The organism is Defluviimonas salinarum, from assembly GCF_026013545.1.
Taxonomy (GTDB): domain Bacteria; phylum Pseudomonadota; class Alphaproteobacteria; order Rhodobacterales; family Rhodobacteraceae; genus Albidovulum; species Albidovulum salinarum.
In genome coordinates, this window is the sequence record NZ_JAPDOG010000005.1 from 209,965 (window position 1) to 224,208 (window position 14,244).

Sequence of the window (14,244 nt, forward strand, 5' to 3'; positions counted from 1 at the left end):
CCCGGGGGAATTTGCTACGTTCCGGGCCGATGCGCGACCTTCAATCCAAGAGTATCTCTGAATTGCTCGCCCTGCACGCGGCGATCATGGAGGAATTGCGCGAGCGCAATGTGCTCCGATCAGCGAACAACCCAACTGGCGACTTGGCCGAGTATTTGTTTTGCACCTCTTTTGGCTGGGTGCAGGAAAGCAATTCCGCTAAATCCTTTGACGCCAAGGGCGATGATGGGACTCGCTTTCAGATCAAGGGGCGACGTATTCACCGACGCAATGGGTCGCGGCAACTTTCTGCCATCCGTGATCTCGATGGTTTCGACATTCTCGCGGCGGTACTCTTCGACGATGACTACCAAGTTATGCGAGCAGCGTTGATTCCGGTGAGCGTTGTTCGCGAGAAGTCGACCTACATCGAACATACAAATAGCTACAAGTTCCTCTTGCGGGATGCGATCTGGAACGCTGGTGGCGTGGAAGATGTAACCGCCTGCTTACGACAAGTCGAAAGGGCGGCAAACAATCGATAGATAGAGTAAGACAGTCAGCGCTGAAAATCGCGTTGGCTTCAATCAGTTCGCGCGGTATTCGAGTGCCGCATAAATCGAACCTGCCCAACAGACGGCCGATACTCCCTTTTGATTCTGGCATGACAATGCGTCATGACATGGGCGCCCTGTTCAATGCCAACAAAGCGCAGGCCTTTGCGTAAGGCCACCACACCAGAAGTGCCGGACCCCAAAAAGCTATCAAGAACGAGATCGCCCGGATTCGTCGCAATAGTGAAAACCCTATCAATCAATTCCTCGGGTTTTGGTGTATCGAAAACGGAAAGATCGGGAAACATGCTGATGGTGTGCTTCTTAGCCGAATCCGTCGTGCCGACTTCATCGGCTCTCCATAAAGTGTGTGGGGTCAAGCCGCCGTCGATTTCGGAAAGAAACCTCTTAAGTCGTGGTACCGCATCGCCCTTTGCTCCAAAGTAGATGCGGTTCTCTGCAACAAGTTCGCGAACTCTCTCTGCGGTATACATCCAGCAGCGGCCATGCGGCGGCGAATGTCTTTTGCCTTTGGGCGAAACAATCTCATAGAACTGACCAGCGGTCGCATGTCCCGCTTGAACATTGAGGGAAATGGATTGCCAAAGGCCCCTTGGGTCATTGTCAGGGTTCTTGAACCGCTTTAATACCTCAGAGTCGTAAGGTAAGCGATTCCGGGATTTCTTGAAGGCCAAAGCGTTTCTTGCGTAGACCAGCAAATACTCATGATTGTTGGAAAACACACGACGACTTTCTCGGGTTTTCCGGTGCTCCCAGATGATCGTTGAGACAAAGTTTTCCCTACCGAAGACGCCGTCGAGGGCAACTTTCAGATAGTGAACCTGCCGGTCGTCGATTGAAATCCAAATGCTGCCGTCGTCACGCAATAACGGCTTCAATCGCTCGACATGCCGAGTCAAACGCTCAATCCACTCGCCGTGATCGTCCCTATCGTCGTAGTGGGTATAGGACTCCATATTGTTGTAGGGCGGATCAATGTAGATGCATTTGACGGTTCCATCAAACGTGGGGCTAACCTCATCGAGCACTGCGTCGTTGTCGCCGTGAAACAGTATCGACTCTGGTCCCTTGCTACCGAGTCTCAGGTCCGGGACCTCCAGCAAAGAGCCGTCTGATGTGAGGGAAAGGGCTAGGGCGGGCATCATTTCTCCAATCAAACCGGCGCGTTGGGCACCGAGAAGAGGGCTTGGGCTTCTCGGCTGCCTCGTCTACGTTGTTGGCCTACACAATGGTCGAGAATCGAACAACATGAAACCGGCTTCCGTGGCGACAGCCACGCCTCGTGATACACCCACGGTGCCCGCCAGCGGCGAACCTTGGCGTCCCATCCACTACTTGGGGAGCAAGCTTCGGGCGCTCGCAAGCATCGGAGAGGCGCTCGACGCTGTTTCTGAGCCTAATGCTAGGGTCTACGACCTTTTCGCGGGTTCCGGCACCGTTTCAAGATGGTTAGCAAATACGAGGCCAGTTACAGCAGTAGACATTCAGGAATACTCGCGCATAATCTGTAGTGCACTTCTGCATCCTGCTCAAGTCGACACGCAGTCAGTCAAACGCGACATTCAAGATCTGACGGACTCCTCGGAATCATTTGGGGTGCATTTTGCGGCAGCACCATTGATTGAACTGGAAGTAGAGGCAATTGATCAGGCGTCACGGGGTGACGCGTTGCTTCTAGCTGACATGATAGAAGCCGGGTCACTTATGACCGCCAATACTGAAATTGCCAACAAGTTTGTTCGCAAAGCCTTCCACGAGGCAAAAAAGCGAATCTCAGCGTTGACAGGTCATGATCCACAAGCATCCATGGTTCTGCGGCACTTTGGTGGGATATATTTCTCGTATCGACAGGCTGCGGACCTCGATGTAATTCTAGCTTTCGCTCACAGTTCCGAAAAGTTGGAGCGGGAAACCCTTGTTGCTGCCGCACTTTCAAGTGCCAGCGAATTGGTCAATACAGTCGGAAAGCAGTTTGCGCAGCCGATAAGACCTCGCAGTAAACTAGGGTCCATTAAGCCAGGGCTTGTTAATCTCGCAATGAGAGACCGGCTCCGCAGCACATTGAGCGCATACACGAACTCTATTGAAAAGTACGCTTCACAACCCAATGCTGCTGATAGCAGTATCGCGATCAGGTCTGACTACAGAGATTTCATGGCTAGCACGGCATTTGACGGCGGTGTTGTCTATGCGGACCCCCCTTACACCCGCGACCATTACAGCCGGTTTTATCATGTGTTAGAGACGATGGCTCTTCGTGATGATCCCGCTATTTCCTCCAACACAGTGCGAGGCAAGACAAGCCCAAGTCGCGGGGCGTATCGGGAGGATCGACACCAATCGCCGTTCTGCATCCGAAGCCAAGCTCCTGAGGCCTTCGATGAGTTGTTCTCAGGGGTAGCAAAGAAAGATATGCCAATCGTCGTCTCCTACTCTCCTTACGCCGCAGAGAAGGACGCGCACCCACGGGTTATGGAAATGGGGGCGGTCGAGGAAATTGCAGGAAGATACTACGCGAAAGTTGAGTTGGTTTCGGTGGGAGAGTTTTTTCACTCTAGGCTAAACCGAAGCGACCTGAACAAGGAGATCGCAAGGGAGGCTGAATTTCTGCTTCTTTGCAAATAGGTTGTCACACATTCACAGGAGGGACCATCGAGTCTAGAGTGGCTTTTTGTGTTGCAACGCGCTTTAGGTGGTGGCCCGGACCTGAGTAATTTGCACCAAGAAAGGCATCTAGATCTGCGTGACTGGTGTCTCCCGGCATATAGACGTGGTATCGGAAATTCTTCGCACTAACTTTACGGAACACAACAATCGGTTTTCCAATGGCTGGATAGGCAACGCCAGATACTGAAGTTAGCTCAATTCTGAAATTTACGCTCTTGACGTGAACTACTTGAGTGTCGACTGGCGGGGACGCAACTCCAGCATTATTGATCGGGATCAGATTTATGTGTTCGTTCGCTAGTGGATCAACCCCGAAGTAATCTTCCATGATTTGCTTCGGAAAGTTCGCTTGCTTCCAGCGATCACCTTTTCCCACCTCGGCAATCAGTACGTCCAGAATTGCTGGTGCTGTAGCCGGAGTAGAACCTGCCGCTACGGGGCTCGATTGTGCGGCAGGCTGGGACGGTGCGGAGGACGTTTTTGCTGAGACTATTGCCGTAGGCGAAATGAGGGGTTTCAGCGAGGGCCGTTTTGATGTGCCACTTGCCGCACCGCCGGAACTTGTCCTAGGTGGTGGTGTCACACCTAGCAACCCGTCGGTGACGAGCTGTGCAAGGTCAGCCTTTCCTCCAATAATATTCGCAGCGCCCAAAAGGGGTTCCTCAAACCAACAATCAATAGATGAAGCGATTTCAGAAAGCGTCCCCGCACTGTCACCACTCCTTGTGTCGAGCAGTAACCCAGCTTCGATATTCAGCCCTGTGATGCCGGGAGGGGTGAGGTTGGCGGAGCCAACATAAGCAAATTGACTGCCGTCAGTGCGGGTTAGATGGTAGATCTTTGGGTGAAAAAGAGCATTTGAGAAACCAATCAATGCAATCTTGGAATGTGGTCGAGGGTGCTTCACTAGGTCTATAAGCGCCTCAATGTCCGAGATCAGAGTATCCTTTTCATTCGCGCCCAAAACGGCAGTTAGCTCGCCAGCAGAGGATGTCAGTTTGTCGACTATCGCCTTGAAGGCGCTCAGACCATTGATCTTAAAATAGCCTGACGCAATGCGCAGCGCAGTAATTTCTTGAGGTTGTTCTGCCTGAACCCAATGACCCAAAGCGTCTTCAGCATTCTTTGTGCTGCTATTCAAATATCTCACAGGATTCCCCCTATGGCCCTTGGGGGTCAACTATCCTTAAAGGTGTAGCTTCGAGCAAGGGGTTACAGCGCGCTACGCCCGGAATCACCGAAGATTCGACAAAGTCAAAAGCCTCCGTCTAGAACGGTGCCTTGCCATCGTCTTCCACTTGGACTGTCGGATTAGGTTCGGACTTCAAGCCGACCTCGTCGAGCAGCGCGACCGGCAGCTTGTCTTCACCACCGAGGCTGATGGCACGCAGGACCAAGTCGCGCAGCTTGTCATGGTCCTTCTGCGTCTTGACCGTTCCCGAGTCGAAAAGGGCCGAGTGACGACGAATGTCCGGCTCCAGCTTGCGCAGCACGGTGCGCAGATCAAGCATCCGCTTCCGTTCGGCGGCGGCCTCCGCTTCGGACAGGCTGACAGGGTCACGCTCCATAGGTGCGTGAACGCGCAGCTTGCCAATGTCTCGTCCGCGGTTATTGTCTGCCATGACAAAGTGGTAGCAGAGCGAGCAACAGCGTTCAATTGCTGTTGCACGTCTGCGCTCGGTCGATTAAACGATCCGACGCGAGGCCCCAATAGCTCAGCTGGTAGAGCAACTGTTTCGTAAATAGTAGGTCGGCGGTTCGAGTCCGTCTTGGGGCACCATCCATCATGCCGTTGCCAAATCACCCCGTTGTGCGGCATGATGCCGAACAAAAGTGGAACTTCGAGGGCGGCAGGCATGAGGTCATGAGCGGGCCATACGATCCGAGGGCAATCGCGAACCTCATGCTCGACGAGGCGGATCGGCGCGGCTGGACAATCACGAACCTTGCCCTCCAGAAGCTGCTCTACTTCGCTCACGGCATCCACCTGACCAAGACGAAGCGCCCGCTCGTGTCGGGCTACTTCGAGGCATGGCAGTACGGTCCCGTGCATCCTGCCGTCTATCGAGCCTTCAAGCCGTCGGGTGCTGCGCCGATCATCAACCGGGCGGTCGCGAAAGACCCGCTGACCGGCAAGACGCGCGACCTGCCAAAGCCGACAGACATGGAAATCATCGACCTCGTGTCTGACGTAATGCGGTCCTACGGGCACCTCCCACCCGGACGGCTTGTCGATCTGTCGCACGCGAAGGACTCGCCTTGGTCGGTGGTGGTGGACAAAGCGCGAACAGATGTTGCTTTTGGGATGCGGATACCGGATGATGTGATCATCGACCGATTCCGCCACCATAAGGTGTCGGTCGGCACAAATCCTCGTGCAGGAGAACCGCCTAGTGACGACACGCCTTTTGCCTGACATTGACCTTGCGCGCATCGCGCCCCAGCGCGATGACATGAAGCGCAAGAGCTTGGAGCAGATGAAGGGCGGTTTCTCGACCTTCTCCTATAAGCCGGTGCGCGGCTGCTTCTCTGACATCTTCAACATCCAGCCCGATCTCGACTTGGGTCCAGCCGAGCCGACGCCGTGGCCCGTGATCGAGGCCGAGTTGCGCAAGCGCAGCCGGTCGGATGAGGAGTTCACTTACAACCGGCGCGTTGCGCTGGGCCTGCACGACTTTGCGGCGTCTGGCCGGGTCTATGGGCGGAAGCAAGAGTTCTTCCCCCTGTCGATGGGCATGGGGCAGAAGATCACCCTCTGGCTCCCCATGATCCTCGCCATCGACGAGCAGGCAAGCGCCCTGTTCATTGAACCGCGCCGCACCAGAGGCTTGACCGCTGAGGGTCGCCGGTTCGCCTTCTCGATGATGCACGAGCGCATCCGGGCGGCTGACGAGGACTTTGCCGACGTGCGGTTGACCATCGTCCAGTTTGGCGACCCGTCCGATGATCGACGCGCAGTCAGGCTTCACACGGACGAGGGCGTCGAACTCTACTCCCGCGAGGAATTGGAGCAGATGGTGGCTTCAACCTATGAGATGTGGCGCGAAGTGCTAGAAGAACGCGAGCGGAAGGCGCGCGGTCGTGCGACAGGGACCGGCCCGCTGATCTGATGCGGTCTTGCAACATCCTTGCAACGAGGCAGACGGCCTAGAGAAAACACTGATTTATCAAGGCGGTTGGCGTCCAGCCCCTGTCATTCGTAATGATGGGGTCGGGGGTTCGAGTCCCTTCACCGGCACCAGTTACCAGACAAAAGCCACGCAACATCAAACAGTTGCGTGGCTTTTGATTTTCTCAGTCCACCTTTTGGTCCACCTTTTGGTGATTGAACAACGTGCTCGGATTCCAGTTGAGCAAACGGACGAGAGGAAGTTACGCCAGTCATTCTTCTCTGTGTTCGCTTGCTTGATGGTGATCGAGGAGGTCTGCTCGCACATCTTTCCAAGCATGTGATCTTAGTCCAAGTCCCAACGATCGCATCGTCGAACAGGAAGAAGATTCTGAGCGGCGGGCGCGAGCAGCCGCGCCAACGCGGCGTCAGTTGTCAGATTCGCAACGCCAAAACAAAGAGCCTCAACCTCGGCGCTGGGCGGAATTTCGGGCATCAATCGGAGGACGACCTCTACGTGGAGGAGGATCAATTAACCTCGACTATTTGAGGCGGCAGGGCGATCAACGGTAATCCAGTAGGTTACGTTCTTCTAAGCTTTCCCAACGTTTGTGTAGGCCCGCACAAACGGCATACGGCTGTGGCAGAGACGGACATGGGCGACCTTGACCGTCGTGGTCACGCCGTCGAGGATCACGATCTCATGGCTCCAATCGAACTGGTAGGCTTCGCCCGGATCGAAGATGAGCGGTACATAGGCGCTGGCCGACGCCTCCTGTGTCGCCTTCGACCACCTGGCCGCGTAGCGCCGCACCGCATCATAACCGCCGCCGTAGCCGCGGTTGCGCAGCTCCTCGTAGACCCGGATCAGCGTCAGGCGTTCCCGCTTCGGCCGTCGGGCATTCTCGGCCAGCATGTCATCCAGTTCGGACCGCCAGGGATCGATCTTCGGACGCGGCTGCGTCGTGCGGTCATAGGTGAACTCGGTCGCGCCCGATCTGATGACTTTCCGCACCGTGTTCCGCGACAACCGCAACTCGCGGCAGATCTGCTTGATCGACTTGCCCTCGACGAAATGCGCGCGCCTGATCTTCGCGATCGTCTCCACAACCAACATCCCCTGACTGCTCCCTCATGTCTTTGAGGAAGCTTCTGATCAGAAATATCAGGGGGGTCACTTTTGGACGCCGATCACCCCAAGATGGGAGTCAATTTTGCATGCTGATCCACAGAATACAGCGACTTGCTGAAAGGCGGGATCGAGACGAAGAGCCCGGCCTACAACGCTGTCATCGACCGGACCGAACTGGTCGCGGGCACGTCCGATGCGCCGATCCTGCTATTAGGCGAAAGCGGCACCGGTAAGACCGAACTGGCGCAGCGGATCTACGAACTGAAGCTGCAAAGGCGGCGGGTGAATGGGCGTCTTGTGCAGATCAACTGCGCCACCCTGCGCGGCAGCTTGGCGCTGGCGACGCTCTTCGGGCAAAGGCGTAGCCATACCGGGCAGGCGGGGAGCGAGCGCGGCGGGCTTCTGCACGAGGCGAGCGGTGGAGTGCTCTTTCTCGACGAGATCGACGAACTGGGGATGGACGAACAGGCCGCCCTTCTCCATGCGATCGAGACTGGGCGTTACTATCGCTCGGTTCCGATCACGAAGTCACGAGCCGCTTCCAGGTCATCGCCGGCACCAGCCGCGATCCGGTGCGGCTGACGGCCGAGGGCCGGTTCCGCCCCGACCTTCTGGCGCGGCTCAACATGTGGCGCTTTCGCTTGCCCGCCCTGCGAGAGCGTCGCGAGGATATCGAGGCGAACCTGATCTACGAACTCGCTCGTGCCGAACGCGAGCTTGCCGCGCAGGTCGGGTTCAACACCGATGCGCGCGACCTATACCTGCGCTTTGCCCGCGATCCCGCCACGCTCTGGCCCGGCAATTTCCGCGACTTCGGCAGTTCGATCCGCCGGCTCTGCACCCTCGCCCCGCGCGGCCGGATCACCCGCGCAATGGTCGAGGAGGAGATTGAGGGCCTCCGGGAGGGCTGGCAGGGTGCCGATGCGGACGACGATTATCGCCTGCTCGCAGATATCCTCGGTGACGCCGCAGCCGCCATCGACCCTTTCGACCGCGTGCAGCTTTCGGAAGTTGTCCGCACTTGCCGACGCTCCTCCAGCCTGAGCGATGCCGGCCGTCAACTGTTCTCCGTCTCGCGCAAGCAACGCAAGACTACAAACGACGCCGACCGCCTCAGGAAGTATCTTCAGCGCTTCGGCCTGGAATGGGCGACGCTGATCGGATGAACCTGCGCGTTGTCGACCTCATGCGATCCCGAACGTCAGGTACACCGCCGGAACATTTCCAGTGAGCCAGACGCCGTTGTCGGCCAGGAAGAATACACGGCCGTCTCGATGCATCCTGCCGGCCTCTACACGTGATACCGTGGGCTTGCCATGAGGCCGCCCGACGGCGCCGGCGGTCTCGGGGTCGAGTGACAGGTGGACATGACGCCGCTGCCCCGGCAGCAAGCCTCGGCAATGATCCGGTCGAGATTTGCCCGCGCGGTTCCGCGACAGAGAACCTCCGGAGGCTCTGCGGGCGGCAGATCGAGATCGACCTTGATCGAATGACCTTGGGCAGCCCTTGACCTCAAACCGTCGTCAGACATCGTGAAACGCTGCTTGTCACTCGTCGTAATGATCTCATCGAGCGGCCCTCTCGTAAGCGGCTGTCCAGACTGCTTCATATCGCGTAACAAACTGTCGATCGACACCCACCCGTTCTTGTCGAGTTGCAGGCCGATCCGCTCCGGTGCATGCCGCAAGATCGGGCTAAGAAATCTGCTGTCCCGGCTCACAATGCTGCTCCTGACGCTTGACGGTCAGGTCTGTGACCACCCATTGCGGGAGTTTTGCGCGATGCGCCACGATAGCAGCCGACAAGGGCAGCATCGCATGCTCCCTTTGCTCACCGCTTGCGCGGTCATAGACTTCGTCAGATCGACGATTCTCACAAGGTGGCCCCCTGCGAACGGCGCCGTCGAGGAAACTGCCGGGCAGTACGAGGCCCGCATCGATCAACCGCTTCTTCAGATGCTGTGAAGACGTCGACATCTGCCGCGCCAGAACGGAAAGCGGGGTGTAGCGTGACAGGAATCCGGTGAGGGCGCGAATGTGATCTTGCCCGCTGTTTCCCGGCAGTCTGCGGCAAAGAGACCTTCCTTGCACCGATGCGCAACGCACTGCGCCTTGCAACCGATCGCCGCAGCAACATCGTTGGCGGTCAGGATGACATGCCGAGAAACCGATGTCGTAATAGCGAGCGCATCGCGCGCGGGAAAACGGAGATCACCGAGGCGTGCGATCTCCCTCGGCGGTACGCAGCGCAGTTTCCCCGTCGCGATGGCATTGTCGGCGGCCAGGATCGCCTTTCGGTCCGTCGTGCGACGCAGATTGATCTCGTGGAAGCGATCGTGTCGTCATCGGACGGTTGCGCGCGCCCGATGATCCGGTAGACGAGCGTACGGATCTCGGACCGACGATAGGGGCCATCGGTCAACGCCGGGCGATCGGATGGAGCGTAGGACTGGTGCAGTCCGGCGGCCACAAAGAGCCGAAACTGGTTCTTCGACAGGCCAAGCATCTCGCCCGTTTCGAGACCAGTGAGATAATCACGCCGGTTGACCTGAATCTCCCGAATGACGGACTCGCGCACCGAGCTATGGCGATGGCCGATCCCCTTCCGGGACACGCGACCCTCGACCTCGCGCCGACACCGCCGAAACAAGACGCTCCGCGCGGATACCAATCTGCCTCGCGGCTTCGCTCGCCGGTATCCATAGCGGACGCTCAGTATTAGCGGGTGCGCCCTTTTTGAGATCCCACATTATCAGCCGCCAGTCTGCAGACGACACCAATTCGGCCGTTCGTAATCTCGGCAGCGAATGTCCGCCTTTCGCACCCCGGAGCGCATATCAGCAAGGCACCCCAACCGCTTTGCGCTGGCGAGGTACGCCGCGACGGCGGCGACAGCCCGCTCGGCTCGTACACCCAGGCGCCGAGCCGCTTCGGCGGCTGAAATCCAGCGCTCGTCGAGGATGTTTCCCCTCTGCGCATAGGGGTTCCCGAAGTTCGTGGCGACCGTCGACACAACACGCTCCTGCAGCACCTTCGCATGCGGGGCCGGAGAACGAGAAGAGTTGCTGATACCATCGGCCAAGGCGCTGCGATGCTGTCTGTCCCTTCCTCGAAGAGTGCTTCCAGCGCCTTATCACTTCCCTGCCGAAGCCTGCTGGCCAATCGAGGAGCAGGTCAGGAACCGACCGCATGTAGCTGGCTGTATCATCCACGGTTCCCGGGAGGCTTCCGCACCGCCGAAATCGTCCGCGTGGCCTGACCGGATCGGGGAAAGGGGAAGTCACGCCTAAAGCGCGAATTGGCAACAACGCCCTGGCGAACGTCCCTCGCTGCCGCCACACATTTGCCACGATTCAATCGGAGCTTTTGAGGCGAGTAGTGGTGAGTGCGTTCGCGAGGTAATTGTGGAGCGATTTCATTCAATCGCCATTTTGGTACTTTTACTTGTTACCGCACCGGCGGGGGCTCAGACATCGGTTAATGACGCGCGTCAAGGTCTGGCGGCGGGTGATTTCGCGACAGTCGAATCCATCATCGGTGGATTGAGTGAAACGGCGCTTGAGACGCGCGACTTCTCCGAATTGCGCGATTTCTATGGGGCGTTGTTTGTAACGGCGAATAGCGACCGCTTCGCGCAGCAAGGGGCCTGGCTCGCAGCATATCCGGACTCGCCCTTTGCCGCGGCCGCCCTTGCCTGGACACACTTCCACCGTGCGGACTTGTACCGGGGGACGCAGTTCGTTGGGCGGACATCTCGTGAGGCCATGGCGGCACATCGCGAAGAGCTTTTTCTGTCGAAGGACATGGTCAGGCGTGCTCTATCCGAGGATCCGAACTTCGTGCCGGCGCTCGATCTGTCGATCGTTCTCGCCCAGTACCTTGGTGGCCAAGCCATGGTGCCCGCGATTGTTGATCACGCGCTCGATGTCGCGCCAGATCGCCACACCCTAACGCTCGGGCTGGCGGCTCTCTCGCCAATGTGGGGCGGCGGGTTCGGAGAGCAACTCAGTCTCTGCAAGGATGCGATCGACCGGCTTGCCGAGTTCGATGAAGAAGCTTGCCTGATCTACATTACGTTCGGCAGCAGACATGGCGGCGAGCTGAGGCAACGCGCACTCGCGGCACTTGAGCAGAGTGACGACGACTTTCTCGACTTTGCTCGGGCGAACGCATACTTGAATGAATGGCGCGAAAAGCCAGAAGCGGCCGAAGAGTCCATGCGGATCCTTATGGCTACGCTGGGGCCCAACGTGTCAATCGACCACTTCGACAGCTCCCTGCGCACGATTGCGTTCCTGTTCAAGCAGCCTTTCTTCGAGATCGAAGCCGAAGAGGCATTGCTGGAAACACTCAGAGAACGGCTTCCGGACGATCCGCAGAACTATCGTATCCTCGGCCGAATTCTAACCTCGATGTTCGACTTGGTGCGGCCAGGCGACGGGCCCGACCAGATGGAAGAAGCGAACGAGCTGTGGCGCGCGATGCTGGTCCACGGAGCCTACCTGCCTGAGACCTGGAGGGCGGGCGAGCGACTGGAAGGCTATCAAGGGAATTCGGCCAGGCCCGCACTGATCGGACCCTACAAGGTCAATCAGATCTACTACAGCAATCATAGCCCTGCCGAGCTCGGATCCTATCTCGTTTATCTCCGCCAGATGCACAAACTGGCGAGCGAATCCGACCCGCTCCCACCCTGGGCGACATTGTCGGATTTGGGCGACGGTGTCGTGCTGTGCCCGATGTTTCGCGCGCAGCGGCTTTACGAACATATCTGCGACTACCGGCCGGACGATCCTGGTTGCGACGGCTCCGCTTGGAATACTGAGGACACGATGGGGGTTAAACGCATCATGACCAGCGCCGATGCCTGCGCTTGGGAGCGGACAGCACCGATCGAGGAACTCGCATTCGAGCCGGTACCCGTTTCGCACTTCCTCTCAGGTGACCTATGATCCGTTCTGCACTGACCTTGCTGCTCCTCGCGCTTGCGCAGCCGTCTCTGGCGCAGGAACCTGTTGAGCAGGTACGCGCTCTTCTCGATGCCGGTGACATACAGGGACTGGAGCAAACGCTGGGCGCCCTTCACGACGAGCAGCGTAAAGGCGGTAGCGCACGAACTCTCCGCGACGTGCATGCGCACCTGATTGAGACCACGCATCCTGAACGGGGAGCGGTGATCATGCGCTGGAAAGAAAGCTACCCGGAGTCGGTCTATGCCGCGACGGCCGCAGCATGGCGCACGATCAAGATATTGGAAGCGGCCGGCAACCTGGAAAGACGCTATCACGAACCGGTTTCGCCGTTCGGCTTGGCGGCCTGGAGCGCGGCAAGGGAAGACGCCAGACGTCTCATCGGCGAGGCGCTCGCGCTTTCGGATGACTATACGCCCGCCCAGGATGCCTGGTTCCGCTTGGGTGAAGCGTTTCCGGATCCAGGCAGGTTCGGCGAGATGCTCGACCTCATGATGGCGTCAGCGCCGGAGGCCGAAAGCATCCGGATCATTATCGCAGCGACCCAGGGATGGTCTCCCGATCGCGAGCGGACCGCGGTCGGCTTGTGCTTTTCACTTGTGCGGTTGATTGCCGACTACGGCGTCGACAGGTGCGTGGTCGAAGCGGCCATGCGCCATAGTCTTGTCGGAGATGTGTACGCGGCGGCGGCCGAGGCGTTGAAGCAGATCGACGACCCGGAGCTTGACTGGGCGCGCGCCAAACACGCTGTATTTGCCGAGAACCCGACCACTTGGCAGCCCGACCAGTTGATCGCATGGCACCACAGCGCGCTGCCCGCGACGACGGACCTCCAAACCTATGTGATCATCGCTGACCAGATCGCCTCGCTCACCATGCGTTCCGATTTGCGCGCAAAAACATCAGACTTGGTCCTTGCCCATATTGCCGCACTGGCGCCCGACAACCCGTTCGACCCGTCCTTGCGACGCATCGAGGCGCAGCTTCACCTGGAGGCATATCAAGACAGTGGAGATGCCGCAGATCTCGCCCTTGCCCGCACGGCCTGGGAGGCCGCCATGGTTCATGGCGAAAATGACGGCGCGCTCTGGCAACTGGGCAGCAAACTGGCCATCGCGGACCGGCCAGCCTGGGGCGTCGCGGCGGCGATCGTCTTTCATGATAACGCGATCGCCCATTCCGGGCAGAGCATCGCTCAGCTGGTCATCACATTCAAACAGTTGGATCGCGCCTGGCGCGCCGCCAATGAAGCGGACAGTGCCGAAGAAGGGGTTGCCGAGGCGCTGGTGTCTCTCCCATGCCCGATGCTGCACTCGGTTCGCCTGCTGGATGCGCTTTGCAAAAGAGCCTCTTCAGTTGGGTCGCTTTGCGACCCGACGAACCCACCCGTCGAGCACGGAGCCGAGGTGTTGGCCGCTGGCTCCAGTGCCTGTCCGGAAGTCGCCGGCGCGCGACTGTCGGCGTTGCAGTATCACGTCACCCCTTATGCAAAGGTGACGCTGCCTTGGAAATGATCCCGGCGAAGACCGGCTGTTGGCCCCTGAACCAGGCCACCCGATCGGGACCAGCATCCACGCGACCGCAGAACTCGGTCGCGATAGGACCCACACTCGCTGTAGGGGTGCGCGTAATCGTTCGCGGCAGCCTACGGATTAGTTAGGCTTTCCGGATAGTCATAGCCCAAAACATTGCGCGCGTTTTGCGCATAACATTTCGCTATTGGCCTGATATCTTGCGCACTTCAGGTGGCGCCAAAACATTGATACCAATTGGAAAAACCATACCAGACTTTCTTTTTCCGGAAAAGTCAAAT

Annotated in this window: 12 protein-coding genes, 1 tRNA gene and 3 pseudogenes; 10 read left to right on the forward strand and 6 right to left on the reverse strand. The window is 58.3% G+C overall.

Annotated features, from left to right (window positions below; translation table 11 throughout):
* Positions 1 to 29 precede the first annotated feature (29 nt).
* Positions 30 to 524, forward strand: a complete 495-nt coding sequence (locus OM960_RS08050; RefSeq protein WP_264771599.1) for a hypothetical protein — start codon at positions 30 to 32, stop codon at positions 522 to 524.
* A 38-nt stretch (positions 525 to 562) separates the two neighbouring features.
* Here the strand turns inward: OM960_RS08050 and OM960_RS08055 are convergent, their stop codons facing one another.
* Complete coding sequence (locus OM960_RS08055; RefSeq protein WP_264771600.1) at positions 563 to 1,696, reverse strand: site-specific DNA-methyltransferase; 1,134 nt, start codon at positions 1,694 to 1,696, stop codon at positions 563 to 565.
* A gap of 106 nt (positions 1,697 to 1,802) precedes the next feature.
* Here OM960_RS08055 and OM960_RS08060 point away from each other — a divergent pair, with 106 nt between their 5' ends.
* The gene (locus OM960_RS08060; RefSeq protein ID WP_264771601.1) at positions 1,803 to 3,179 is read left to right on the forward strand and encodes a DNA adenine methylase; all 1,377 of its coding nucleotides are present in this window, start codon (positions 1,803 to 1,805) and stop codon (positions 3,177 to 3,179) included.
* Positions 3,180 to 3,183: 4 nt separating this feature from the next.
* On the opposite strand, the gene OM960_RS08065 is transcribed toward OM960_RS08060, so the two are convergent.
* Both OM960_RS08065 and OM960_RS08070 read right to left on the reverse strand, forming a co-directional pair.
* Entirely contained in the window at positions 3,184 to 4,371 is a 1,188-nt protein-coding gene (locus OM960_RS08065; protein ID WP_264771602.1) for a phospholipase D family protein, read from the reverse strand.
* A 118-nt stretch (positions 4,372 to 4,489) separates the two neighbouring features.
* Positions 4,490 to 4,843: a hypothetical protein gene (locus OM960_RS08070; protein ID WP_264771603.1), complete on the reverse strand. Its 354-nt coding sequence runs from the start codon at positions 4,841 to 4,843 to the stop codon at positions 4,490 to 4,492.
* Positions 4,844 to 4,925: 82 nt separating this feature from the next.
* Here OM960_RS08070 and OM960_RS08075 point away from each other — a divergent pair.
* From OM960_RS08075 to socB, 3 genes are all read left to right on the forward strand, one after another.
* Positions 4,926 to 5,001 (forward strand) — tRNA-Thr (locus OM960_RS08075).
* A 123-nt stretch (positions 5,002 to 5,124) separates the two neighbouring features.
* On the forward strand, positions 5,125 to 5,637 hold the full coding sequence (gene socA / locus OM960_RS08080; RefSeq protein WP_264771604.1) for a type VI toxin-antitoxin system SocA family antitoxin: 513 nt from the start codon (positions 5,125 to 5,127) through the stop codon (positions 5,635 to 5,637).
* Positions 5,615 to 6,331: a type VI toxin-antitoxin system SocB family DNA replication inhibitor toxin gene (gene socB, locus OM960_RS08085; RefSeq protein WP_264771605.1), complete on the forward strand. Its 717-nt coding sequence runs from the start codon at positions 5,615 to 5,617 to the stop codon at positions 6,329 to 6,331. Before socA ends, socB begins: the two co-directional genes overlap by 23 nt.
* Positions 6,332 to 6,943: 612 nt before the next feature.
* Here socB and OM960_RS08090 read toward each other — a convergent pair.
* Positions 6,944 to 7,447 (reverse strand): annotated as a pseudogene (locus tag OM960_RS08090) (IS21 family transposase); the annotation flags it as partial.
* Positions 7,448 to 7,573: 126 nt separating this feature from the next.
* Here OM960_RS08090 and OM960_RS08095 point away from each other — a divergent pair.
* Together OM960_RS08095 and OM960_RS08100 are read left to right on the forward strand one after the other, a co-directional pair.
* Positions 7,574 to 8,034, forward strand: a pseudogene (locus tag OM960_RS08095) (sigma 54-interacting transcriptional regulator); the annotation flags it as partial.
* Positions 8,035 to 8,628: a hypothetical protein gene (locus OM960_RS08100; protein ID WP_264771606.1), complete on the forward strand. Its 594-nt coding sequence runs from the start codon at positions 8,035 to 8,037 to the stop codon at positions 8,626 to 8,628.
* An 18-nt stretch (positions 8,629 to 8,646) separates the two neighbouring features.
* Here the strand turns inward: OM960_RS08100 and OM960_RS08105 are convergent.
* A pseudogene (locus OM960_RS08105) lies at positions 8,647 to 9,182 on the reverse strand (RNA 2'-phosphotransferase).
* Positions 9,157 to 9,438 carry a hypothetical protein gene (locus tag OM960_RS08110; RefSeq protein WP_263339394.1) on the reverse strand — a complete coding sequence of 94 codons (282 nt, stop codon included), beginning with the start codon at positions 9,436 to 9,438 and terminating at the stop codon, positions 9,157 to 9,159. The pseudogene OM960_RS08105 and the gene OM960_RS08110 overlap by 26 nt, the downstream one beginning before the upstream one ends.
* Before the next feature lie 116 nt (positions 9,439 to 9,554).
* On the opposite strand from OM960_RS08110, the gene OM960_RS08115 reads away from it, so the two are divergent.
* From OM960_RS08115 to OM960_RS08125, 3 genes are all read left to right on the forward strand, one after another.
* The gene (locus OM960_RS08115; protein ID WP_264771608.1) at positions 9,555 to 9,839 is read left to right on the forward strand and encodes a hypothetical protein; all 285 of its coding nucleotides are present in this window, start codon (positions 9,555 to 9,557) and stop codon (positions 9,837 to 9,839) included.
* Between the two features lie 1,026 nt (positions 9,840 to 10,865).
* Positions 10,866 to 12,413, forward strand: a complete 1,548-nt coding sequence (locus tag OM960_RS08120; protein ID WP_264771609.1) for a hypothetical protein — start codon at positions 10,866 to 10,868, stop codon at positions 12,411 to 12,413.
* Positions 12,410 to 13,945, forward strand: coding sequence for a hypothetical protein (locus OM960_RS08125; RefSeq protein ID WP_264771610.1), 1,536 nt, complete (start codon positions 12,410 to 12,412; stop codon positions 13,943 to 13,945). The genes OM960_RS08120 and OM960_RS08125 overlap by 4 nt, the downstream gene beginning before the upstream one ends.
* Positions 13,946 to 14,244 lie beyond the last annotated feature (299 nt).

Excerpts from the sequence above, each read along its gene's own strand:
- OM960_RS08050 (WP_264771599.1), top strand. The coding sequence starts at position 30 with ATGCGCGACCTTCAATCCAAGAGTATCTCTGAATTGCTCGCCCTGCAC.
- OM960_RS08055 (WP_264771600.1), bottom strand. The coding sequence starts at position 1,696 with ATGCCCGCCCTAGCCCTTTCCCTCACATCAGACGGCTCTTTGCTGGAG.
- OM960_RS08060 (WP_264771601.1), top strand. The coding sequence starts at position 1,803 with ATGAAACCGGCTTCCGTGGCGACAGCCACGCCTCGTGATACACCCACG.
- OM960_RS08070 (WP_264771603.1), bottom strand. The coding sequence starts at position 4,843 with ATGGCAGACAATAACCGCGGACGAGACATTGGCAAGCTGCGCGTTCAC.
- socA (WP_264771604.1), top strand. The coding sequence starts at position 5,125 with ATGCTCGACGAGGCGGATCGGCGCGGCTGGACAATCACGAACCTTGCC.
- OM960_RS08110 (WP_263339394.1), bottom strand. The coding sequence starts at position 9,438 with ATGTCGACGTCTTCACAGCATCTGAAGAAGCGGTTGATCGATGCGGGC.
- OM960_RS08115 (WP_264771608.1), top strand. The coding sequence starts at position 9,555 with ATGCGCAACGCACTGCGCCTTGCAACCGATCGCCGCAGCAACATCGTT.
- OM960_RS08125 (WP_264771610.1), top strand. The coding sequence starts at position 12,410 with ATGATCCGTTCTGCACTGACCTTGCTGCTCCTCGCGCTTGCGCAGCCG.